We start from the raw sequence: 21,426 nt of genomic DNA on the forward strand, positions 1-21,426 counted from the left end.
AAGAGCTTCAAATCACCAACAAACGATAATCGGGAGGATTGAACATGACATTGATTTCGCGAAGATCCGCCATTGCGGGGTTGGGAGCGAGCGCGCTTGCAATTGGAAGTACGTCAAGGGCACGCGCCGGAAACTATGGACCCGGCGTTACGGATACCGAAATCAAGCTCGGGACCACTGCACCTTACAGCGGCCCCGCGTCCGGATACGGCGTCTACGGGCAGGCGCAGACGGCCTATTTTCAGATGATCAACGACAATGGCGGTATCAACGGGAGGAAAGTCAACCTGATCTCGCTTGACAACGCGTTCTCGCCGCCGAAGGCCGTCGAGCAGACCCGAAAGCTCGTGGAATCGGAGGAGGTGTTTGCGATCGCTGGCTTCCTGGGAACGGCGGCAAATGCGGCCGTCATGAAATATCTCAACGCCAAGAAGGTGCCGAACCTGTTCCTGACCTCCGGGGCCGAACGCTTCAACGATCCCAAGGAATATCCCTGGATTGTGCCGTTCTATCCGATCTATGTCGCGCAGGGAGCCGCGCTGGGCGCACATATCGTGAGCGAGAAGCCCGATGCAAAGATTGCGATCCAGTATGTGAACGACGATCTTGGCAAGGACTTTCTCCGCGGCTTGAAAAAAGGTCTTGGTAGCAAGGCCGGCGCCGTCATCAAGGAAATCAGTCACGAGATCACCGAGCCGACCATCGACAACCAGGTCGCCGATTGCAAGGGAGCAGGTGCCGACGTCTTTGTGCAGTTGACCTACTCAAAATTTGCGGCGCAGGGCATTCGCAAGGTGGCCGCGCTTGGGTGGAAGCCGTTGCACATCATCAATTCGAACTGCAGCTCGATCGGAGGAACGTTGGCGCCAGCAGGGCTCGACAATGCGAAGGGGCTAGTCTCGGCGTGGTGGGAAGTCATAGCCACTGACCCACGCCAGCAGGACAAGCCTCGCGTCAAGGCCTATGTGGAGTTTATGAAGAAGTACATGCCGTCAGTCAGCATCGACGACAACACGGCAACGCCTGGCTACAACAATGCCTATATGATCGAGCAGGTCCTCAGGCGATGTGGCAATGAGCTCACGCGAGAGAATTTGCTCCGGCACGCGACCTCGCTGAAGGACGAGCAACCGCCGCTGTTTCTTGATGGCATCAAGGTCGGCAATTCGGCGACTGACTATCGCGCCGTCCACAACCTTCAAATCACCCGTTTTGACGGTGCCAACTGGGTCCCGATCGGTGACATGGTTGATCTCGACGGCATCGCGTCGTGATTGCAGTGGCGTCGGCCCAATGCGCGGACCGCGGGATCATAGACATTAGACGCTGAGGTCTAGCTCAGCTGCTACTTCGTCACCGGAGGCGCGCAAGGCCAAGAGGGGCAGCGTCATCACAACCGTTGAGTAGTCCTACTCGTCCGTCGACATCCGGACATACTTCGCTGCGCGCGATCCATTCGGCGTGGCCTTTCTCCAGTCGGGCGCTTCCCGCATGTCAGTGACCTTCAAGGGTAGCGGTAAGCTAGGGCTCAAAAGGTGGAGATTTCCTCTCTAAGGTGCCGAGGAATTAGGGTGAAATGCGAGCGAACGGAAGCGGGTGCCAACACTCGGCCGAATCGTAATGCTCCGAAGCTTATTGTCGGGTAAGACGGGGCAACTGCTTTCGGAATCGCCGGCTGATGGACTGCTAGCCTTGGGGCTTCATTCCCAGGCGTTGGCCGCAAATGCTGCCATACATGCCGACGACTCCACCGAGGCCATATCCGGCATTCGAATCTTCGGTATTGAGTTGTTCGACAATTCCGGTCGGCGAGGCGATCACGCTTACCGTGCAATAGCGCGTGCTCGCGGTGCCCCAGCCTCGATCCGTTGCAATATCGGTCACGGCTGAGAGCTGCCAGACATAGGATGATTGGCCGCTGTTCATTCTGAATGTGCTGGTTGGTGGACCGAACTGCACCAAGTCTATCGATGTTCTGGCCGATGTATTGATCACCGAGCCTTGCTACGACGTCCTGTTTGGATGCGGCGCAGCCAGCAAGCACTGCGCAGGCGGCAGCGACACTCAAAAGTCTAATTCTTGATTTCCCCCAGCGATCGGGACACCAAGCGCAACCAGAGGGCGAGATCAATGCCGATGTGACTAAAGTCTTAGGGACGTCGTGGATCCCTGTTGCCGGACTCAGCCGCATCGCGCGATAAGCATGCGACCGCTTGAGCGGGGTAGAGGATCAGATCCTCGCGGAAAAGCGGTCGAACGCAGTCAGGATCTCGGTTCGGATTCCGGCGTCCCGTTGATAGATCGTTTCCTGCAAGTATTTGATTTCGGCAGCTTGATGGCCATCATCGACGTCGATGTACCAGGACCGCGGCCGGCCATCGGCGCCATCGCTCCAGCGGTATCCGCGTCGCTTGAGCTCGTCCTTGAGCTCGAAGGGCGACTGCTCGGCCCAGACCCTGATCGTCTTGCGGCGGGCGCGCTCGAGCAGCACCGAGAGCACGGTGCGATTGAGCTCGGGCAGGGCCATCGCCAGGATCTCGAGCAGTGCCTGGCAATCGTCGACCGCCCGGTGCGCCTCATGAAACAGCCCGGCTTTCATCAAAAGATAGGACAGGCGCGATCCCTCGAAGCCGTGGCTGCGCCATTCGACCTCGCTGACCGAGCAGGCCCAGGCCTTGTGCACGAACAAAGACGCGTAACGCTCCATGAACTTGCGATCGAAACCGGCATTGTGCGCGATGACGACGACCGCCTCGGAAGCGAACGCGTTGATGCGGTCCTCATCGAGACTGTGACCAGCAACCATCTCATCGGTGATGCCGGTCAGCGCGGTGATCTCGGCGGGAATTGCGATCGACGGTTGGTTGAAGCCGCTAAGGGTGTCGATGACCCGACCGATCCTGCCGTCGGCAAGATAGCTGAACTTGACCATCCCGAGCTCGATGATCTCGTCTTTGGTGGTATCGAGGCCGGTGGTTTCGACATCGAGCAGGATCGCGGTCTTCTCTGGCTGTCCGTGTGGCGTGAATTCGGCGCGTGGAACCAGCCGTCGCAGCACCCGATAGTCGGGCGACTGTTCCAGCATGGCGGCGATCTCAGCAAGGGTCGGTTGAACGGTCATTATCGAGCGTGATCGGGGTGGGGCCTTGTGGCGGCGGGCGAGCTTACCCGATCAAGCCGGAACCGGCATCTTTGCGCCTGTGGATAGGTCCCGGCTCACTGCCGGCACCCGGCAAAGAGAAGGCCTTGCGTGAAATTGGCCTGGTGATGGAGCAGTTTTGAGCGCCGGCGGATGCGGGCGGCTCTCGTGACCGTGCCGCTTCGCGTCACGGCCTCGCTGCCTCGATCCCTCGCGCAGCAACCGGGCGTGCCTCGATCACATAATTCGGAAAAGACGAAATAAGACTCGACGAAACACCCAACTCACTTTTATCATGGTGCCTTCGGACAGTTAGGTGGTCGTGATGGCAGATCCGCAAGTCAGGTCTTCGGACCTCGTTGAAATCGCTCGCAGAAGCGGTGAGTTTCGCAAGCACTATGGTGTCGTGCTCGGAGCATTTCTGTACCTCAGTTCGATCAGCGCGGCGCGGCCGCGCTCGATCTGGTGGAGCGGGGTGCTGACGGCTTTGGTCGGTGCAATGACCCTGTGGATCAAGAGCCGCAGCGGCGGTGGCTGACCTGCGGTCTAGAGTTCAAGGGGCGGCCGTGACGTCCTCCTTATCAGGGCCACGCATTACGATCTGCAGCAGATCATCGGGCAGGGGGCGCTGCAGCGCCTTCGCCTCATCCCAGGAAGCGCGCATCCAGACATCACGCTGCTCCGCGGTGGTCAGGATGACAGGCATTGCCTTTGGATGGATCGGCCCGACAATCGCATTGGGCGAGGTCGTCAGGAAGCCGTAGACGAGGTGAGGGCCGGGGATCGGCTTCGACTTGGTGCCGCGGTCGCCGCTGAACTCGGTCCAGATCCCGGCGAAACAGAACAGCGGCCGGCTTTGCTCGAGCGCGAACCAGACGACGTCTTTTTTCTTGGTCTCGGGATTTGGCTCGGGGGCGTACTCCGCGAAACTGTTCGCCGGCACGAGACAGCGATGCTCCGGCTTCAGCCAGCCGCGCCAGTGCGGCGAGGAGGTGTTGCGGATGTTGGTCACCGGCGGCCCCCCGGTCTTGGGTGGAGGAGGCATGCCCCAGCGCATCAGCATCATTTCCGCGGCGTCGCTGGCATTGCGGATCACCGGTGCAGGGTAGTCTGGAAACACACCGGGCATCGGCGCAAGATTGCCGACATAGCGATTCATGTGCCTGAACAGGCCGGCGATCGCCGCCTGGTTGGTCGTGATCGAATAGAGATTGCACATCCGGCGTCGTCTATCCCGTGTGGGTCCGAAACCGCCCCCGCGTGAAGGCGTGCGAAACTGCCTTTCTCAATTCTACAATCTCGGCTTCCAGGAAATTGTTCGCAACGATCTGGGCACGAATGGTCGCGCGCAGATCGCCGCCGCAAACAGCGATCGCCTGGTCGACGGCAGCCTCAAGTCCATCGTCCTGTTCGTTCGGCTTGGAAACCGAGGACATTGGTCTTGTTTCCGGGTTGACCGTCGATGGCTCATGTTCTTATTTTGTTCTCATGGAGTCAAGCGGTGCCGTCCGTATTTAAGCCCCGGTGTCCTAAGCTGATTTTGGGAGTGTCCTAGTTCGGATTAAGCGAACGGAAACCGTAGCTTGGCCGCTGTTCTCAATAGGACCACCGAGAGCGCCATTGGATGTTCTGGCCCCATCACTTTCCATGGGACGCCATCCGTTCTTGATTTAGCTCAACGAGCGGAACAGCGACGGTGTCCGGGGTTCTCCGTGGGTGAACGGAGTGCCAGTCCCCCAGTTAGCGCGGTTTGTATACCGCGATGACTTGGTGGAATTCGTCGTCGTCGTCGACGGTCAATAGACCAACGACCATCCAGCCTGCGCACAAGCCGAAAACCATCAGCGCCATTTTTAGCCACGGTCTCATAAAGGCTAATATGCTCCGAGAACCAGCTATTTACCACCTCACGGCGCTTTGCCATGGCACAAATTGCACTAGCGGCCATCCGGCATTCGGGAATAGGATTTCAACCCCCAACCGTAGGGGTTGTGTCATGGGCAGTGACATACTTAAAGGCGCTTGCATTGTTCTGTTCGGACTAAGTCCACTCATCATCGTCGGCATAGTGATGTTCGCGCCGTGACGGCGCTGATACTGAGCCCGCGTGAAAAGAAGCTCCTGAGACGCATGGCTCTCGGGCGGCGCGATGCTGAGATTGCCGTGCAGATCGGCGGCACCGAAGCGCAGGTATCGGTTCAGCGCCTTCGCTTGCTTAGGAAGCTAGAAATCCACTCTCAAACTCAGATCGTGGACGCAGCGAAAAGATTGGCCAGTTGGCCAGCAGTAGCCTTTCACAAACCTGGCTCGGAGCATCGGGCTCGGTAGATGGCCCCAGCAACGGCCCCCATGCCCCCAAAGTTGCTGGGGCCGCTCAATAGTAAGGCCGCCTCAGTTGGCGGCCTCTTCGTCAGATCCGGTCATACCACGAGCGGGCAACGCCCTTAAGAGAAACGGCAAGTCGACGCCACCATGGCGCGAGCCCGGAATACCCCGCAATCGGCCTTAAGGGGCCGTCGAGCGGGTCAAGATGCTTGGGTTACCGACTGATACCAAAGTCACAGAGATTTCTGGGTGGTGCATACAGGGCACAGCTCCGCCAGCGCCATCATCGATGGCACGGATCCAAGCAACCACAGGCTAAAGAAAGCCGCCTAATCCGAAAGCCCGCCGCGATGGCGGGCATTTTCTTGCACCAAAGAAACGGCCCCAGCGAGGGCCAAATGAAAAGGGGCCGTGTCGCGAGACGGCCCCTCTACCGGAAATTTGAAAATTGCTTCGGAATGAAATCTAGCCCCGGCAAGAGCAAAGTTAGCGCCCAATGACGTAGAGGTGGATTCCGTAGAATCCCGGTGACGAGATGTCGCCCAAAGAAAAGGCCCTAGCGCCCGGGAGAGCGCTGAGACCAAGCTTGAGTCACATCCATGAGGTACGACAGTTCGGCCGATCAGAAGCCAGCCTAAGCTGACGATGAACGCGACGAGCGCATCCGTCTCCGGGGAATTGACGCGCCGGAGAGCAGCCAGCTCTGCCGCGGCGAGGACAGTCTTCAGTATCGCTGTGGCGCGCCGGCGGCAAACGACCTCGACGCCTGTATCGGCCGACGATCGGTCGACTGCATACCGCTCAGCCTCGATCCATATGGTCGGACGGTGGGGACCTGTTCGGTCGGCGGTGCCGATCTCGGGGAATGGCTTGTGCGCAGTGGCCTTGCACTGGATTGGCCTCGATACTCGAAGGGCAGATATGACGCAGCTCAGCAGGACGCAGAGCGCGCCGGTCGAGGTATCTGGAAGGGGAGCTATGTGGAGCCGTGGCTCTATCGCGCCTGCGTCCGGGCGAATGGTAAGCCGTCCTCCTGCTCGGACGATGCGAACGCGCATCCTTGATACAGGCGGACAATCCGGTTGTTGGCGGAAGTGACGCTGGCCTGGTTCGGGCGACTCACGTTACCAAATCGCCCTCGATTGCCTTCATTGCACGACGGGGACGACATGGTTGCAGCCACTCCTAAATTGCCAACTTCGGGTTACGGGCTCGAAGTGGATGGCCGGTTGAAAGTCGAATTCTCAACCCAGGCCGGCGCCAGGGCAGGTGGCGAAGAGCTCAAGAAGCGTTTTCCAAGGCTTCAGGTGAGAATCTATGACGCGGAAACCAAGGCTCGGGAGGAAATCCGGATTCCCTGAACCCCGCGTCTTCTCAGGATTTAGTTTGCGCGCGTGCGGCCGTCGCCGCGGCGGGCCCTCGTGAATCGAGCCGCGTGGCGTCTCGGCCATCCGGCTTCGATCCCCCGCGCGCCATCATGTGTCGCTCGCCGGAGGCACTCGCCCGCGGGCCCCGCCGTCTTGGCATGCCGGCGTCGTTATCACTGTCCCGCGCTCGGGTACCTTGTTGACCGGTCTTGCGACTGCAGTCGCCTCGGGGCCCGCGGCCATTGCATGCCCGCGTCGCTATCACTGCCCCGTCGGCGGCTGCCTTCCTTGGCTTTCTCACTCTCACCTTGAGTCCCAACCTCTGCCGAGCTGTCCAGCGTTCTCATCGATGAGAGGGAAGGGGCTCCGCCCCTCGCGCGCGCCAGGGTAGCGCGCCGGCTATGCCGGCGCCGCCCCGAGAGGTCTCCCCGGTCTTCCGCGCTTTGCTCATTTGCCGACCTTGGACGACGTGAGATGCGCTTGTGCAGACCCGCTCTTGCGAGCGGCCCTGTTCGGGCGGGCGAACCCCCTCCACTCGGGTCGCCCTGGCACTTGCTACCCCCGGTCTCGCCGACGGGCAGGGTTGCAGCGCAGTGCTGCCCTTCAACCTCAGTCCCTCAGGAGAATGACCGTGAACATGCTGAACCTTTCCCAGAGCGAACAGTCTACGTCAGGCGGCTTCCGCGTGGACGTATCGCGCGGCCAGCGGATTGGCCGCGTATCGTCCGAGTGGTTTGCGCGTCCGGATGACGAGCGGTTTCTAAATTTGCCGAACCTCTATGAGGTCGTGCGGAGCCGCGCCGAACGCGCGCAGGCGCGGACGGTGGAGACCCGGGCCATCCGGGTAGAGGCGAGGCGGGATAATTCGGAGCGGCTGGCCCTGACCGTGCCAGGAGGCGACGGGGCGGTGACGCCGACGCATTGGAGCTTTGGTCAGTTGTGCACGCTCGTTGGTGCGCCGACATCCTATCTGCGGCAGCTTCCTGCGGCGCTGGCAGCGATCAACCTGCAACACGGCTTGCTCTCGCACCGCGCCGAGCTCGTGAAAACCTTGGAGAGCAACAGCGGATGCGTCGAGCTTCGTGCTGTGACCGGGCCGGACTATGGCCGGATCTGGGACCACGAACTTGTCGCCGCGGTGATGACGATCGCGGGTAACGGCACAGGCGATACGCGGTGGAAGGTACCGGGCGTGCTGGATCGGGCGACCATGACCCATAATCCCTTTGTAGACGTGACCAGGGACACGACGACGCTCTACGCCAGCGACCGCGACGTGTTCCTATTCCTGGTCGACGACACCAACCCGATCGAGGCGGGGCGTTTAGCGGACGGATCGCCGGATTTGTACTTCCGGGGATTCTATTGCTGGAACAGTGAAGTCGGCAGCAAGACGCTCGGGATTGCAAGCTTCTATCTCCGCGCCGTCTGCATGAACCGCAATCTATGGGGCGTGGAGAACTTCGAGGAAATCACGATCCGGCATTCGAAATTCGCCGCGCAACGCTTTGCGCGTGAAGCGGCACCCGCGCTGACGAACTTTGCCAATTCGTCGCCCGCGCCCTTCGTCGCAGGGATCAGGGCGGCCCGGGAGCGGATTGTTGCTCGCACTGACGAGGACCGGGCGAGCTTTCTGCGCAGAGGCGGGTTTTCCAGATCCGAAATCTCGAAAATCATCGAGACCGCCCTCGGCGAAGAAAATCGCAAGCCGGAAAGTATCTTTGATTTTGTGCAGGGCATCACCGCGCTTGCCCGCGGCAAGGCGCATCAGGATGCTCGGCTTGAACTGGAGGGCAAGGCAAGGCGCCTGATGGAACGCGCAATTTGACGACATGAGCTGCGCAACCAGTTGCCGGTTGCGTGGCCTTGTCGGCCTGGTGCATCGTCGCCGATTTCGGCAAGCCGGATCGACGACGATGACGTGTCCTCCGCGCCCGACGCTCGCCCGGCCTTCGGCCCGGCTCGCCGCCAACAGTGCCGCACTATCGGGCCCAGATTATCCATCGACCATGGCTCATGTTTGGCGCTTGAGAAGATCGGCTGCCCAGAGGCCATCAGACGGCGTTGTCTCGCGGAGTATTTCACCACGGAGACGTTCGGCGGATGGAAGTTGCACCGTGGTCGCTGATGATGAGTCAGCTGCGCAGATCACATCTGCGAAGAGTTCTGCAGGATATGCACGAAACCCGCGCTGCCCAAGCCGGCGTTTTGTTGCAGCCCGGTGCGAGCTCCTTCAACCTGGCGCCGACCAGCGATGCCGCGAAGCTGCCATGTGAGTTCAGCGATCTGGGCCAGTCCTGTAGCTCCGAGCGGATGGCCCTTGGACAGCAGGCCGCCGGACGGATTTACGACAATGTCTCCTCCATAGCTGCCCCGGCCTTCGATGATGAATCGTTCGATCTCGCCTTCGGAGCAAAAGCCAAGCGCTGAATACATCAGCGCCTCGTTGCTGGTGAAGCAGTCGTGCAGCTCGACGACGTCGATGTCCTTCGGCCCGACCCCGGCATTCTCATAGGCCTTATCTGCAGCGTCCCGACCGAGCGCACGGAACATAAGATCCAATGGATCGCCCGAAAAGTGTTCAGTGCGATCGCTTATCCACCCAGATCCGATAACGCGCACATTTCTCTGCAAGCCGTGCCGCGCGGCGAACCTTGGCCCGCATAGGACCGCGGCCGCCGCGCCACAGCTTGGCGGACAAGCGAACAGCTTGCGCAGGCCTCGAAAGAGCAAAGGGCTCGCCAAGACGTCATCTTCCTGTAACGGTGTCCGAAACAAGGCGTATGGATTGGCTGCGGCGTGACAGCGTGCCTTAACCGCAATCTTGGCCAGGGCTCGATCGTCGACGCCGCAACGCTGCTGCAGCAATTCGACCTGACAACCAAAGAGCTGGATCGCTGGCGGTTTTGCACGATCATCGACGGTCAGGTCCATCATTTCCGCCACCCGGGCCAGGTGCGGGCCAACCGGATTGGGTCGATCAGCGAATACCACGTCCAGTGCGCCGGGAGCCATTTGCTCAAACCCCAGTGCCAGGATGCATGCGTCCGGCTGATTGCGGATCGTCTCGACCGCAAGCGCAAATGCGGTCGAGCCGCTGGCGCAGTTATTGTTCACGTTGATGATCGGTATTCCAGTTGCGCCCAGGTGACCGAGCGCAGCTTGGCCGGCGCAGCTGTCACCATACACGTAACCCGCATAGGCCCGTTGAAGGTCGGCATATACGATACCGGCGTCGTCCAGAGCGGCGCGCGCGGCTCCGGCACCCATAAGATCGTAACTTTGATTTTGACCGGGCTTGGCGAAGGGGATCATGCCAACCCCAGCGATCAGGACTTCAGCCATGCTGCTCCACCTCAATTCACTGCGCGTGTCCGCCCGTGCCAATAGGTTGCCCTCAGCTCGGTCTTGAGCACCTTCCCGGCCGCGCTGCGCGGCAGGTCCTCGACAAAATCCACGCTCTTGGGCGCCTTCACGCCGCCGAGGGTTCGCTTGACCAGGGCGATCAGCTCCGCTTCCGTTGCTTTGGCAGCAGGCTTGAGCTGAACCACAGCCTTCACGGCCTCGCCCCACTTATCGTCCGGTACTCCGATGACCGAACAGTCCTGCACGGCCGGATGAGCGGTCAGGACCTGCTCAATCTCGTTGGGAAAGATGTTGAAGCCCCCCGAAATGATCATGTCCTTCTTGCGGTCGACGATCGTGACATAGCCATGCTCGTCCATCACCCCGACATCACCGGTGTGATGCCAGCCAAACCGGCGGATAACTGCAGTCGACTCAGCGTCGTTGTAATAGCCGGGCGTAACCAGGGGCCCGCGCACGCAGATTTCACCGGCTCTCCCGCGCGGTAACTCTGCTCCAGCGTCGTCGAGAATGGCGACCCTGTTCCATACGCCGGGTCGTCCGACACTGTGCAGGCGGTCGATGTCGATTTCACCTCCGGCGCCCAGATAGTCCCATGGCGCCTTGAGGCAGATCGCAGCCGGACATTCGGCCTGACCGAACGTTTCCGACAACACCGGCCCGAATGCTCCTATGGCTTCCTTCAGTTTCTCAAGCGAGGAGGGCGCCGCTGCCACCAGCAGATGCCGCAGCGATCCATAGTCGTGCCGGCCAAGGTCGGGGTGAGCCAGCACCATGTAGAGCACCGTCGGCGGAAGGAAGAGATGGGTGATGCGGTGTTCTTGAATCGCCTCGAGAATGGCGCCGGCATTAGCCTTTGCCATGATGACGTTGCATCCACCCCGGCTAAAATGGAGGCAGCCGAGAATGCCGGCCGAATGCGTCATCGGAGCCACGACAAGATGCCGCGCGCCCTCGTAGTAACCGAAGTGGCTCATGAAATTACTGAACATTGCCGCGATATTGCCGTGAGTGATCATCACCCCCTTCGGCTGACCGGTTGTTCCGCCTGTTGGGAAGATCGCAAACATGTCATCTGGCGCGTATTCGCCGGTGAGATCGCTCGCCTGCTCCTGACTCGTCCAGGCATCGAGCGAAGGACCCAGTAGGCTTTCGGCGTCGAGGCAGACAGTGGCGCGCAGTTCAGGGACTTCCGGAAGTATGTGTTGTGCGTCCCTCTCATGGACCTGGCTGAAGAACAACAGCTCACCATCGAAGCGTCGTAGAAGGTCAGCGTTAACCGCTGGCGGATTGCGGGGATTGAGCGGAAGCCAAGTTGCTTCGGCGCGCATCAGCCCGATCAGGGTCACGAATGCAATGCTGCTATTGGGCGCCAAGATGCCGATCTTGGCGCCCTTACCAAATCCATGTTCCCGAATTGCTGCCGCGATCCGGCGCGTCAGACGATCAGCCTCTCGATATGTCAACATCTCGCCGCTTGCGAGATCGTGGAAAGCGACCTCGTCGGGATGATAGGCGACGCCCTGATCGAAGTGATCGATGATTCGCATAAGAGCTCACTGCTTAAGGTCAACAAGTTTGGTACCATATCGTGCTTACTGGTACCATCAGGGACTTGTCAACATGGCTCTGGGTTTTCCGCCGGGTGGCGCGCTATATCGGAAGACCTGCAACGAGGAGAGATATGGATGGGCCAAGGCACGCGCCGGAGCGAGGACCGCCAGCATGGGCGTCATAGGGAGATCCTGGATGGGCTCGAAGAGATATTCCTAACTGAGGGGTTTCAGACACCGACCGTTGCTGATCTTTGCGCGCGATTGCACTGCTCGAAGCGTTCGCTATACGAGATCGCGCCCACCAAGCCTGAGTTGTTTCTACTGATTCTGCGACGGGTGCTCGATCGTATCCGGCGACTCGGCATGCGCGGCGCGCTTGAGAAGGAAGATCCGCAGGCGCGTATCCTCGCTTATTTGCAGCCGGGCATCACCGAAAGCTCCCGAGCGACCCAACGCTTCAATGAGGATTTGAGAGCTTTTGAATCTGCGCGGCTGATGCTTGAGGAACACCAGAAGGAGCGGGTAGCGGTATTGCGCGATATAATTGAAGACGGCATCAAGAAGGGGCACTTCCGAACGTTGCATGCGCACTTGGCTGCCGAAATCTACCTGGCCGCGGCGAGACTAACCAACCAGCCCGAGGTACTTGCCGCTGCTGGACTCACCATGAGCGAAGCCTTTGCGGAGCTCCCGGACTTGCTCTTCCACGGGCTGTTCAAGCGCAACGACGACGCGCCTCGGCGCGCGGCGCCCAAAAGCCGTTAAGGTACCTTCAGCTTTCCGAATGCGGATATGGACGGCGGCGAGCTCGACTCGAGGGCCGCTGGCGGCCGATTTTTGCACGCCCTTGACCGATTTGCTGCGCTAGCCGCTTGACAGCGAACTGGTACCGAATTATCTGTTTTGGTACCAAGAATGCGTTGGGCAAGTGCGAGTCAACGTGACGATGGGGAGGCGGCGATCGCGGAACGGACGCGACCTCGTGTTGGTCATCCGCGCGCCGGAGCTCTCCTTACGCCTTGCCGGAAGAGAGGAGACACCATGAGGCGCTTTGTTGTTGGAAATGATGGGGGCGGAAGGTCAGATGTTCTGGCCGTTGATGATATTTCAGATCTGCCGCACCTCGGCTTTAACGTGTTCGGTCGTGATCTATGGATCACCCACGAGACTCCAGCAGATCTGTCCTGTTCGCGAGACCCCACGGTCGGCGCGACGATCCAGCACGAGCCCCCGGACGGAGGCACAGTTTTTCGCGCTGTTCGTTTCAGGCCCAATCCGGAGCCCCACTCGGCTGCGGAAGTCGAGGCAATGCATCGATCGATCCAAAGTGTGCATGTGCCGTCTCGCGAAGAGATCGAAAGGGCGAAGCACAGCTCCATGCACAAGACCGACACCCTCAACTATTTCATGATCGCCTCCGGACAGGTCTGGATGTTGACCGAGGGACGGGACGTTCTTCTTCAGGCCGGCGATGTAGTCGTGCAAAACGGTGGGATGCATGGCTGGCGCAATGATGGTCCCGACGATTGCGTATTGGTCGGTGTACTCGTCGATGGAAAGGTCTCGGCATGAGGCTAGTCACCTTCAGCGTCCAGAGCAGGCGTTCAGTTGGGGCACTCCTGGCCAATGACAGGATTGTCGATCTTACCGCGTCAACTGCGGCGGATTCTCGGGCCTCGGGCTGGTTCAGATCGATGCAAGACATGATTGAGGGGGGCGCGGAGGCACTTAGCCTCGCGCGACAAATCATCAGCCACCCTTCTGCCGCGGCCATTGTGCCGATGGTCGAGGCGAAGCTGCTCGCGCCATTGCCGCGCCCCGTTCGCATGCGCGACTGCAACATGTTTACGGAGCATGTGGAACGTTTCTTTGAGCGCAAGGACCAACTCGAAGCCGAGGCCGCAGCCGGCTCGGATCAGGCGGCAGCTCAACTCGCCGTTGCCAAACGGCTACGCTTTGATCTGCTCCTTGAGCGGCTGACCTACTATACGGTCGACCCTTTGTCCGTATCGGGCCCGGATGAGGATATTCAATGGCCCACTTATTCGATGGCTGCGGACTTTGAGCTGGAGTGGGCCGTCGTCATCGGGACGCGGGGCAAGGATATTCCGCTGAATGCGGCGAGAGACCACGTCTTCGGGTACACGATCTTCAACGATTGGAGCGCCAGAGACGAACAACTGATCCACATGGAAATGGGGATCGGGCCCGGCGGCGGTAAAGATTTAGATGGAGCGGTAACTCTTGGGCCGTGCATCGCGACCTCAGACGAGTTTCGCGACATGTCCGACGTACGCATGATTGCGAGAGTTAACGGCGAGGAATGGACCAACCGGTCCTCCCGGCATATGCGGTTTACCTTCGAGCAAGCAATCGTCGAGATGAGCCGCTCCCGCACCATTTACCCTGGCGATATCTTCGCGTCCGGTACGGTTCTCGGAGGTAGCGGTGTCGATCACGGCCGCTCACTGAAGGACGGCGACGCAGTCGAGCTTGAGGTCGAGGGCATCGGTGTATTGCGAAATCGCGTGCGCATAGCGACGCGCGGCTCGGGCTGATCGGAGGCGATGAACTTCGAATGGGATGGACGCTCGAACTCCTCCAACCTTGGAGAGACGATATGGATTGATCAAATGGGTCCTGTTCCGAATTGCCATTCCAAAACTTTGATCTGACCTGCATCGCATCTTAGTCCGGAGCGTCGGTCGAACTCCGCAAGTTCGTTGCGATGTGAAGCACCGGGGCACATGATCAGCAGCACGTCTTGATCGTTGGCGAACGCGCCTATCTCTTGGGCTGCAACGCTCCAACCCGCCACCAACGCGAAGAGCCACCTCTCCGACGGTAATTCCGTCGGCGAGGAGAGCTGCGCCGTTTTGTGAGATCTCAGCGCGAGCCAGCCTGGGTTCTCACGATAGGTGCGGCAACAATTTTGAGGTGTCTGCAAGAAGCAACGAAAAATACTTATCAGAGGGAGGATGGAATGAATCAACGTCTAGCAGTTTCCGGTGATCAAACTATAGCGCCGCCAAACCGGGATCAACTGCATCTGCGCCGGTATCGAGCACTTTGTCTGGGCTCGTTGAGTCTCGTTGCTCTTGCTGTGAGTGACGCGCCTGCTCGGGCAGATCTTGTCGAGCACAAGGCGAAGCCTGGCGAGATCATCACTAAGGGACAGAACGCACGCGCGGTTCCAGTCGGGAAAATGTCTGCCGATAATCGAAAGCGCGCATTGCGGCAAAAAGTTGCGTCGTCCGCGGACGGCAATGATCGGAAGATGGTTGAAGCGACTGCGCGCCGTCGTAAGGATCTTACCGAACTCAATAGGCGCTATGGAGTCAAGGGCTGGAATATTCCGTTCCCTTCCTACGGCGATTCGCTTCTGCGTGATGAAGGCGGCTGGCGCTCCGCATTGGCCTCAGCGGGCTTTGGTTTCCAAGCTTATAACATCGCGGTCTTTGAAGCCAATATGCTGGATACACCGCGGCAGGTGCCGAGCAATTATCCGCCTTGCACGTCACGCTACTCTCAAGCAACCGGCGCGATCTGCGCGGGCAACCAGACCTATTTCGGTCAACGTCCCAGCTATATCAATGAAACGATCGCTTGGCTTACCTACGATATGAGCCGCTGGGGTGTTCCCGACGGACAATTGATGGTGGCGGGGCTGTACAGCGCGGGCAACGATGTGGGGTACCTGCCAAATTCTCTCCAGCTCTATCAGCTCGCCTGGTATCAAACATTCCTCGACAAAAAGCTGGAAATCAAGTTCGGCTATGTGACCAACACGACGGAGTTTATCGGCACCTTCGTTGGTTCGAATCTTGCCAGTACGTTCGGGCCCAGTGGCTCGATCCCCATCCAGCTGGGTATGTCGATTAGTCCGACCCCGAGTTTCAGGACAACCTGGCACGTCACGGATACGATTTATAATCAAGCTGCTGTGCAACGCAGCCTGCCGATAAATAGCGTCACCGGGAACGTCATCTTTGATGAAGCGCTGACGAACCCGGCAGGCATCAACTGGAACGGACCAAAGGGCACCAGGGAGCTCTTCATCGATGAGCTCGGCTACAAACAGCCGGCAAGCCCGGGCAATCCCCAGACATGGCTGCGGCTCGACCTTCTCTACAACACTTCAACCTTCCGCGATTTTTCGCACCTACCGGCAAATCCGGGCGCAACGCGCGACGGCAACTTCGGCGTGACCTTTCTGGCCGATCGACAATTGTGGCAGCAGGACCACTCGTCACCATTAGCCGCCGCTCGCGGCCTGTATGCCGGCATATCGGTCATGTACGCACCGCCCGAAGCGACCGGTATTTCCCAATACTATGAGGGGCGGGCGTACTGGATTGGCCCATTTGACAACCGTCCGACCGACATGTTTTCCCTCGTCGCCGCTCGCAACGTTGTGAGCCACTATCTATCGGACGCAACCAACCGGTTCTCGGGGCTTACCGGAGTGTTTGCCGCCCGAACCTCCAATTCAGTCACGGCGACCTATACCGCGCATCTCATGCCCGGTCTCTGGGGTACGATTGGGGTAGGCTACACCGATCACCCAAGTCTCGCGTATTTCAAGACCGAGGGACCCTCATTCAACGTTCTCGCTTCTCTCCTCGTAAACATGTAGTGGCGCGTCATTTGATGCCATTGATTGGATCGCCAGATCTCGGGATCCAATCAATGGAAAACGTCGGCACCGTATGGCCAGGCCGGGCTGCGGAAACCATTGACGCAGCCCTGACGTGGAGTTGAGTGGGGCGATCGCCTGGCGGCCGGCGTTGCGCGATGGCGAAGGCCGCTTGCCGCCTGCCGATGGCGTGTCTCGTGTTTCAGCTGGGGACCTGACCGGGCCGATGGCTCAATGATGACAGCGGTCGATCGTTTATTTCAGGAGTTCGTCGATGCTATCTGGACGGTAGACGACGAGCAGGGGTTCGAAAAGGTCGCAAGACGCCTGACCCAGCGGCTTGGATTTCGATGGTTCGCCTATCTGCAAATTACCAACGACGCGCCAACGCTCGTCTCCTCCTATCCGAAGGCATGGACCGGGCGATACTTCGAACTTGGCTATCAGAAACTTGATCCCGTTGTGCGTCGAGCTCGTTCGGAAAATGAAGTTTTCTGCTGGGGTGACGGTGCACCCAAACCTGTCGGGACAAAGCAACAGCGTAGTTTCTTCGAAGAGGCCATGACGTTTGGCATCAGGTCTGGCGTCACAGTCCCGATTAGGGGCGGCTACGGACGGATGGCGGCGTTCACGTTGGCCACTGACGAGCCTGCCGCCTCAACGAGCCGGCTTGTCGCCGGTTCCAAGACCGCTGTTCACCTTGTTGGGCTTTATTTTCATGCCCACGCAGCCGCGCGTCTGAGAATGCCGACGCAAGGCACCACCACTCTTACCCAGCGCGAGCGTCAATGTCTTGCCTGGGTCGCCCGGGGCAAGACTGTCGCGGATATCGCCGTCCTCGTTCAGATCTCACCGCGTACGGTGGTGTTCCATCTCGAGAACGCTCGGCGCAAGCTGGACGCCGCAACGATCGCCCAATGCGTCGGCGAAGCGCTGCGCCGGGGGCTATTGCCCTGATTTCACTGCGCGCGGTCGGGATCACGACCCACAATAAATCGAGTCTCTTCCTCACTTGAGGAAGGGCATCTTCGATTGCTGAAATTGGCTCATTCTTGATAAGAGTGGATCTAGCTTCGCCTGTATCGGCTTCACACCTGCAAGATTCGACAGGCGCGCGATCCGTTCGCCTCTGGCTTTGTGACTTCCTGTTCTCAACCAGGAGGTCCTCATGCAAGTCGTTGCTCTCCGCCATCATCAGTCGGGCATCATCTCGATCTGCTTGCCGCAATGTTTCGCCTGCGCCGGCGCGTGTTCAAGGACCGCCTCGATTGGACAGTGTCGGTATCGGGCGAGTTCGAAATCGACGTCTATGACGCGCTCAACCCGACCTATCTGTTGATTACGACAGAGACCCGGGACGTCGTGGCATCCGTTCGGCTGCTACCAACCACGGGGCCCACCATGTTGACCGACACGTTTTCTTCCCTGCTCGCAGGCCAGCCGGCACCACGAAGCGAGCAGATCCTTGAAAGCTCCCGGTTTTGCGTCGATACCGCCCGCGCTCCCGAGGCGACGGAGGGCGGGCTCAATCGCACGACGTTCTTGCTGTTTGCGGCTATGATCGAGGGCATGCGGGCCGCCCGAGCGGATGCGATCGCAACTGTTACCGACGTACGCATGGAGCGCATTCTCAGGCGCGCCGGATGGCCGCTGGAGCGGATCGCACCAGCGCAGCGGATCGGCCAAACCATGGCTCTGGCGGGCTTCCTGCGGAATTCCGATGCTGCGCTAGCCGCTATGTACCGACATGCAGCTGTCGAAGGCCCTGTGATTCGGGATGAGCCGCTGCCTCTCGCTGCCGCCTGACTCCGACACCTTTCCGCTCTCTATTCGGTCCTTCGGTCCATTTCTCAAGTCAAAACGATGCTGGCAGATCCGCGGCAAAGTCGTCTGGTCCTGATCAATCCCGGGCGTAACATGCCCGGGACCCTATCGGTTGAACGCGCTGATGCTCGGCAGGAGAGCATGGCGCTCCTGCCGGCGGTGTTCGAGGTTTTTGGGGTCACGGCTAACGTGCTCGGTGAGCACGAACCGCCATGGGCCAGCCAGTTTCGCGGTCTTGCTGCGCTACCCGAGGCGGATCCTCTGGAGCTCTGGCGCAGCGACAGTTTCATGGCGAGCCTGACATCCGCAGACACGAGCCTGGTCTTGGTTGCCGGAGCGTGGCTGGAGGAGGACGTCCTGATCGCCGCGCTCGAGGGCACGAGGCTTGGTTACGATGTGCGAGTGCTTGCGGATCTCTCCCTCTTCCGCCGCGAACAGGAGCACCTGCATGCTCTCGATCGCTTGGCGCTGCACGGAATTCCGGCAACGACGATTCGCCAGACCATGCTTGAATGGGCGGCCTGCCTTGGTTGTCCGAGCGCAATACAGAAGGTACGGCAGCTTCTCGCCAGTCCGGAATGCGGACCGTCTTGAGCGCGTCCACTTACAGATGGCGCAATTGACGCGCGGGTCGATCGAACGGTGGCGCCCGAGGTCCATCGCGGTCATTGCGGCGAGCAGCTGTGCGGACTAGATGGCATCCCGCGAAGACCCCACGGGCCCAGCTCGGAGAGCGCTAAGCGTTTGCTCAGATGCAACCGGGCCTGCCGATTCGGCCGCCGTGGGCTCCGTCGCTTGTCGGGAGCCCCGAGTCGTGAATCAAACCATAACGCCCTGGAAATAAGCTTGCAGCGCAGGCTCCGCGACTCAGATTATGAGTCCGGCTCGATCCACGGAAGCAACTGGACGGAGCCGGCCCATGCCAAATGCATTCAGCATCTTTGTTGACGGCGGTGCCATGGTGAAGCGGTGCGTTGCGCAGTGTGTGGTCGGAGGGGCGACATTGACCGCGACGCTGGTGATGCTGGTGCGGGTCGTTTCCTCGCTGACGGTCGGGACGCCTTAGGGGGCGGACCGGACATATGGATCGGCTATCCCAAAGGATCACGTCAGGGCAGGGCATGCCGCCGGAATTCGTCGCGGTGCGGTTGGACCGGATTTCGGGATGGCGACGGCTTGCGGGCCGCGCATTCGCATTGCTTGTGATCGCCGGGGCACCGGCCGACCAGGCGCGCGCCGGCGACGTCGCCGGCCAGGCAAGCGTGATCGATGGCGACACCATCGAAATCCATGGCACGCGCGTGCGTCTCTACGGGATCGACGCGCCGGAGCACGACCAGCTCTGCAGCGACCGGCACGGCGGCCGCTATCGCTGCGGGCAGGTGGCCGCGAACGCGCTGGGTGCCTTCATCGGCAGGCAGGCCGTGGCCTGCGTCGAGGTCGACCGCGACCGGTACGGGCGCTCGGTCGCGGTCTGTAGCGCCGGCAAGGTCGACCTTGCGGAGTGGCTGGTGCGCGGCGGGCTTGCGGTCGACTGGCCGCGCTACAGCAAGGGTGACTACGCTGCGGCCGAAGCCTGGGCGCGCGGCAAACAAAGCGGCATGTGGAGCGGACGATTTGTCGAGCCCTGGCGCTACCGCCAATGTATCGGCGCCGGGGGCCGGCCAAATGATTGCTCCGCCGAAGGGGCGGGCGGACAGCGATAAGGCGAGGCGTCAGGGGCTGATCTGCGGGACCGCCGCGAACGGCAGTCTGCAATAGGACCGCCAGAGCAAAGAAACCGGACCCATGTGCATCAATCCGGTGGCTGCTCGAGCCGTGTGCACATGGGGCCGGCCTGGTCGTCGCCGCAGCCTCGCAAGAGCATCTTGCGATGCATCCGGTCGCCTCATCGCCATGATCGGCGCGACCGGCGATGCCGCGGCGGCCTGGGCGCGCGGAAAACCGCGCGCTTACTTCTTCATCTTCTTGGTCTTCTTGGCGACCTTCTTGGTCGCCTTCGCCGTCTTCTTCGCCTTCTTCGCTTTCTTGGCCATGTCGTCCTCTTGGTTTGGTTGGCTCGACGAATATGCGAACGCCGTGAATCTGCGCACGCACCATCAAGCTAATCTGAAACTAGCAAGATTGATACCACGTTGGGTTAACGCGTAGCCTGACGTTGCGGACCGAGCAGCGATGCCCGCGTGCTGCTCTTGCTCCGCAGATGTTTTCATATTCCCTTGCCGGCGAGATGGCGCGCCGATTTGCCGACGAGCCGCAGGCCCGTCGAGCACGCGGCCGCCTGGCTCAGGCTCACCAAGAACACGCTGGAGAAAATGCGCGTGCAGGGGCGCGGACCGGCTTACCGAAAGCACGGCCGCTACGTCCGCTATCACATCGAGGACCTCGTCGAATTCTCGCAGGCCAGCAAGCGGAGGTCGACCTCAGATGCGGATTGATCCACGCCGTCGTTTCAGAAGGGCCGCGATCCTCGTAGTCATGTGCGGCGGCATCGTCACGCTGTGCATGGCCTTTGCCGACCGCGCGCCGCTTCTGATCTACAACGCCGCGGGCAGCGCGCCGCTCGGCTTCTACGCGCTCGAGCAGCGCTTGCCGGTGAGGGGCGAGCTTGCGGTGCTGAGGCCGCCGCCTTCGATCGAGCTTCTGATCGTGGCGCACGAGATCGCGCCTCAGGCGGTGCCGCTGCTCAAGCAGGTGGTTGCGCTCCGGGGCGATGAGGTCTGCCGCACAAAGGACCCGACGGACGCGATTTCGATGGGTGGCAAGGTCATTGCCGAAGTGCAGGAGAAGGACCATGCAGGCCGGCCGTTGCCGTCCTGGGAGGGCTGCATGCGGCTCGTCGACGGGGAGTATTTTCTGCTGCAGCCGCATCCTCTCTCGTTCGATTCCAGGTATTTCGGGCCGGTCCTGCGCTGCGATATTCTCGGCGTCGCTCGTCCGCTCTGGACGTGGAAGCCGGACGTTTGAGTGGCGGGTAACGGTGCGCGTTCCGACGGAGCGCGCGCCCTGCCTCCGTTTCTTTGGCCTGGCACGATCGGCGGCGTCCAGCCAGGCTCTTCCAAAGAGATCTCGCGCCGATCGTCTTGTTGAACGCTTCGCCATGGTGGATCGGATGGACCGCAAAATGCGGTTATCCAATCTCTGATCGTTTGTCGAAATCGAAGCCATCGAACTCGCCGGCTGAGCTTGACATCGAGCGGCGAGGTTAAATCC

The 21,426-nt window shown here is 60.4% G+C and carries 24 protein-coding genes; 17 read left to right on the top strand and 7 right to left on the bottom strand.

Annotated features, from left to right (window positions below):
• The first annotated feature begins 44 nt into the window (after positions 1 to 44).
• The gene (locus tag ACE10X_RS17935; RefSeq protein ID WP_038381850.1) at positions 45 to 1,274 is read left to right on the top strand and encodes an ABC transporter substrate-binding protein; all 1,230 of its coding nucleotides are present in this window, start codon (positions 45 to 47) and stop codon (positions 1,272 to 1,274) included.
• A 412-nt stretch (positions 1,275 to 1,686) separates the two neighbouring features.
• Here the strand turns inward: ACE10X_RS17935 and ACE10X_RS17940 are convergent, their stop codons facing one another.
• Together ACE10X_RS17940 and ACE10X_RS17945 are read right to left on the bottom strand one after the other, a co-directional pair.
• Positions 1,687 to 1,995 carry a hypothetical protein gene (locus ACE10X_RS17940; RefSeq protein WP_157787831.1) on the bottom strand — a complete coding sequence of 103 codons (309 nt, stop codon included), beginning with the start codon at positions 1,993 to 1,995 and terminating at the stop codon, positions 1,687 to 1,689.
• 235 nt (positions 1,996 to 2,230) lie between these two features.
• Positions 2,231 to 3,121, bottom strand: a complete 891-nt coding sequence (locus tag ACE10X_RS17945; RefSeq protein WP_375764438.1) for a 3'-5' exonuclease — start codon at positions 3,119 to 3,121, stop codon at positions 2,231 to 2,233.
• A gap of 343 nt (positions 3,122 to 3,464) precedes the next feature.
• Here ACE10X_RS17945 and ACE10X_RS17950 point away from each other — a divergent pair, with 343 nt between their 5' ends.
• A complete protein-coding gene (locus tag ACE10X_RS17950; RefSeq protein ID WP_038381847.1) occupies positions 3,465 to 3,677 on the top strand; it encodes a hypothetical protein in 213 nt (70 codons plus the stop codon).
• A 15-nt stretch (positions 3,678 to 3,692) separates the two neighbouring features.
• On the opposite strand, the gene ACE10X_RS17955 is transcribed toward ACE10X_RS17950, so the two are convergent.
• On the bottom strand, positions 3,693 to 4,358 hold the full coding sequence (locus ACE10X_RS17955; RefSeq protein ID WP_038381846.1) for an SOS response-associated peptidase: 666 nt from the start codon (positions 4,356 to 4,358) through the stop codon (positions 3,693 to 3,695).
• 10 nt (positions 4,359 to 4,368) lie between these two features.
• Positions 4,369 to 4,575: a hypothetical protein gene (locus ACE10X_RS17960; RefSeq protein WP_028342771.1), complete on the bottom strand. Its 207-nt coding sequence runs from the start codon at positions 4,573 to 4,575 to the stop codon at positions 4,369 to 4,371.
• Between the two features lie 694 nt (positions 4,576 to 5,269).
• Here ACE10X_RS17960 and ACE10X_RS17965 point away from each other — a divergent pair.
• The 4 genes from ACE10X_RS17965 to ACE10X_RS17980 all read left to right on the top strand — a co-directional run bounded on the left by ACE10X_RS17965 (position 5,270) and on the right by ACE10X_RS17980 (position 8,659).
• A complete protein-coding gene (locus tag ACE10X_RS17965) occupies positions 5,270 to 5,467 on the top strand; it encodes a hypothetical protein (RefSeq protein ID WP_369525398.1) in 198 nt (65 codons plus the stop codon).
• A gap of 674 nt (positions 5,468 to 6,141) precedes the next feature.
• Entirely contained in the window at positions 6,142 to 6,528 is a 387-nt protein-coding gene (locus ACE10X_RS17970) for a thermonuclease family protein (RefSeq protein WP_369526742.1), read from the top strand.
• Positions 6,529 to 6,558: 30 nt separating this feature from the next.
• A complete protein-coding gene (locus tag ACE10X_RS17975; RefSeq protein WP_244435628.1) occupies positions 6,559 to 6,825 on the top strand; it encodes a hypothetical protein in 267 nt (88 codons plus the stop codon).
• A gap of 643 nt (positions 6,826 to 7,468) precedes the next feature.
• Positions 7,469 to 8,659 (top strand): hypothetical protein, encoded by a 1,191-nt coding sequence (locus ACE10X_RS17980; protein WP_038381869.1) that lies wholly within the window; start codon positions 7,469 to 7,471, stop codon positions 8,657 to 8,659.
• A gap of 320 nt (positions 8,660 to 8,979) precedes the next feature.
• Here the strand turns inward: ACE10X_RS17980 and ACE10X_RS17985 are convergent, their stop codons facing one another.
• Together ACE10X_RS17985 and ACE10X_RS17990 are read right to left on the bottom strand one after the other, a co-directional pair.
• The gene (locus tag ACE10X_RS17985) at positions 8,980 to 10,176 is read right to left on the bottom strand and encodes a lipid-transfer protein (RefSeq protein WP_038381844.1); all 1,197 of its coding nucleotides are present in this window, start codon (positions 10,174 to 10,176) and stop codon (positions 8,980 to 8,982) included.
• 11 nt (positions 10,177 to 10,187) lie between these two features.
• The gene (locus ACE10X_RS17990; RefSeq protein WP_038381843.1) at positions 10,188 to 11,747 is read right to left on the bottom strand and encodes a class I adenylate-forming enzyme family protein; all 1,560 of its coding nucleotides are present in this window, start codon (positions 11,745 to 11,747) and stop codon (positions 10,188 to 10,190) included.
• Between the two features lie 138 nt (positions 11,748 to 11,885).
• On the opposite strand from ACE10X_RS17990, the gene ACE10X_RS17995 reads away from it, so the two are divergent.
• The 9 genes from ACE10X_RS17995 to ACE10X_RS18035 all read left to right on the top strand — a co-directional run bounded on the left by ACE10X_RS17995 (position 11,886) and on the right by ACE10X_RS18035 (position 19,919).
• Positions 11,886 to 12,518 carry a TetR/AcrR family transcriptional regulator gene (locus tag ACE10X_RS17995; RefSeq protein ID WP_028343928.1) on the top strand — a complete coding sequence of 211 codons (633 nt, stop codon included), beginning with the start codon at positions 11,886 to 11,888 and terminating at the stop codon, positions 12,516 to 12,518.
• A gap of 276 nt (positions 12,519 to 12,794) precedes the next feature.
• Positions 12,795 to 13,325, top strand: coding sequence for a cupin domain-containing protein (locus ACE10X_RS18000; protein ID WP_157787830.1), 531 nt, complete (start codon positions 12,795 to 12,797; stop codon positions 13,323 to 13,325).
• A 122-nt stretch (positions 13,326 to 13,447) separates the two neighbouring features.
• Positions 13,448 to 14,311, top strand: a complete 864-nt coding sequence (locus ACE10X_RS18005) for a fumarylacetoacetate hydrolase family protein (protein ID WP_375764439.1) — start codon at positions 13,448 to 13,450, stop codon at positions 14,309 to 14,311.
• A gap of 425 nt (positions 14,312 to 14,736) precedes the next feature.
• Entirely contained in the window at positions 14,737 to 16,389 is a 1,653-nt protein-coding gene (locus ACE10X_RS18010; RefSeq protein ID WP_304555878.1) for a carbohydrate porin, read from the top strand.
• 234 nt (positions 16,390 to 16,623) lie between these two features.
• On the top strand, positions 16,624 to 17,346 hold the full coding sequence (locus ACE10X_RS18015) for an autoinducer binding domain-containing protein (RefSeq protein ID WP_051003399.1): 723 nt from the start codon (positions 16,624 to 16,626) through the stop codon (positions 17,344 to 17,346).
• Positions 17,347 to 17,616: 270 nt separating this feature from the next.
• Positions 17,617 to 18,195 carry an acyl-homoserine-lactone synthase gene (locus tag ACE10X_RS18020; RefSeq protein WP_038388774.1) on the top strand — a complete coding sequence of 193 codons (579 nt, stop codon included), beginning with the start codon at positions 17,617 to 17,619 and terminating at the stop codon, positions 18,193 to 18,195.
• Positions 18,196 to 18,354: 159 nt separating this feature from the next.
• A complete protein-coding gene (locus ACE10X_RS18025; RefSeq protein ID WP_157788212.1) occupies positions 18,355 to 18,807 on the top strand; it encodes an isochorismatase family protein in 453 nt (150 codons plus the stop codon).
• Positions 18,808 to 19,132: 325 nt separating this feature from the next.
• Positions 19,133 to 19,279, top strand: coding sequence for a hypothetical protein (locus ACE10X_RS18030; RefSeq protein WP_155258737.1), 147 nt, complete (start codon positions 19,133 to 19,135; stop codon positions 19,277 to 19,279).
• 16 nt (positions 19,280 to 19,295) lie between these two features.
• Entirely contained in the window at positions 19,296 to 19,919 is a 624-nt protein-coding gene (locus ACE10X_RS18035; RefSeq protein WP_375764440.1) for a thermonuclease family protein, read from the top strand.
• 246 nt (positions 19,920 to 20,165) lie between these two features.
• Here ACE10X_RS18035 and ACE10X_RS18040 read toward each other — a convergent pair whose 3' ends face one another.
• On the bottom strand, positions 20,166 to 20,306 hold the full coding sequence (locus ACE10X_RS18040; protein ID WP_196238231.1) for a hypothetical protein: 141 nt from the start codon (positions 20,304 to 20,306) through the stop codon (positions 20,166 to 20,168).
• Between the two features lie 150 nt (positions 20,307 to 20,456).
• On the opposite strand from ACE10X_RS18040, the gene ACE10X_RS18045 reads away from it, so the two are divergent.
• Positions 20,457 to 20,651: a helix-turn-helix domain-containing protein gene (locus ACE10X_RS18045; protein WP_375764441.1), complete on the top strand. Its 195-nt coding sequence runs from the start codon at positions 20,457 to 20,459 to the stop codon at positions 20,649 to 20,651.
• A 67-nt stretch (positions 20,652 to 20,718) separates the two neighbouring features.
• Positions 20,719 to 21,180, top strand: coding sequence for a S26 family signal peptidase (locus ACE10X_RS18050; protein WP_304555869.1), 462 nt, complete (start codon positions 20,719 to 20,721; stop codon positions 21,178 to 21,180).
• Positions 21,181 to 21,426: the final 246 nt, after the last annotated feature.

The organism is Bradyrhizobium sp. Pha-3, from assembly GCF_042258325.1.
Taxonomy (GTDB): domain Bacteria; phylum Pseudomonadota; class Alphaproteobacteria; order Rhizobiales; family Xanthobacteraceae; genus Bradyrhizobium; species Bradyrhizobium elkanii.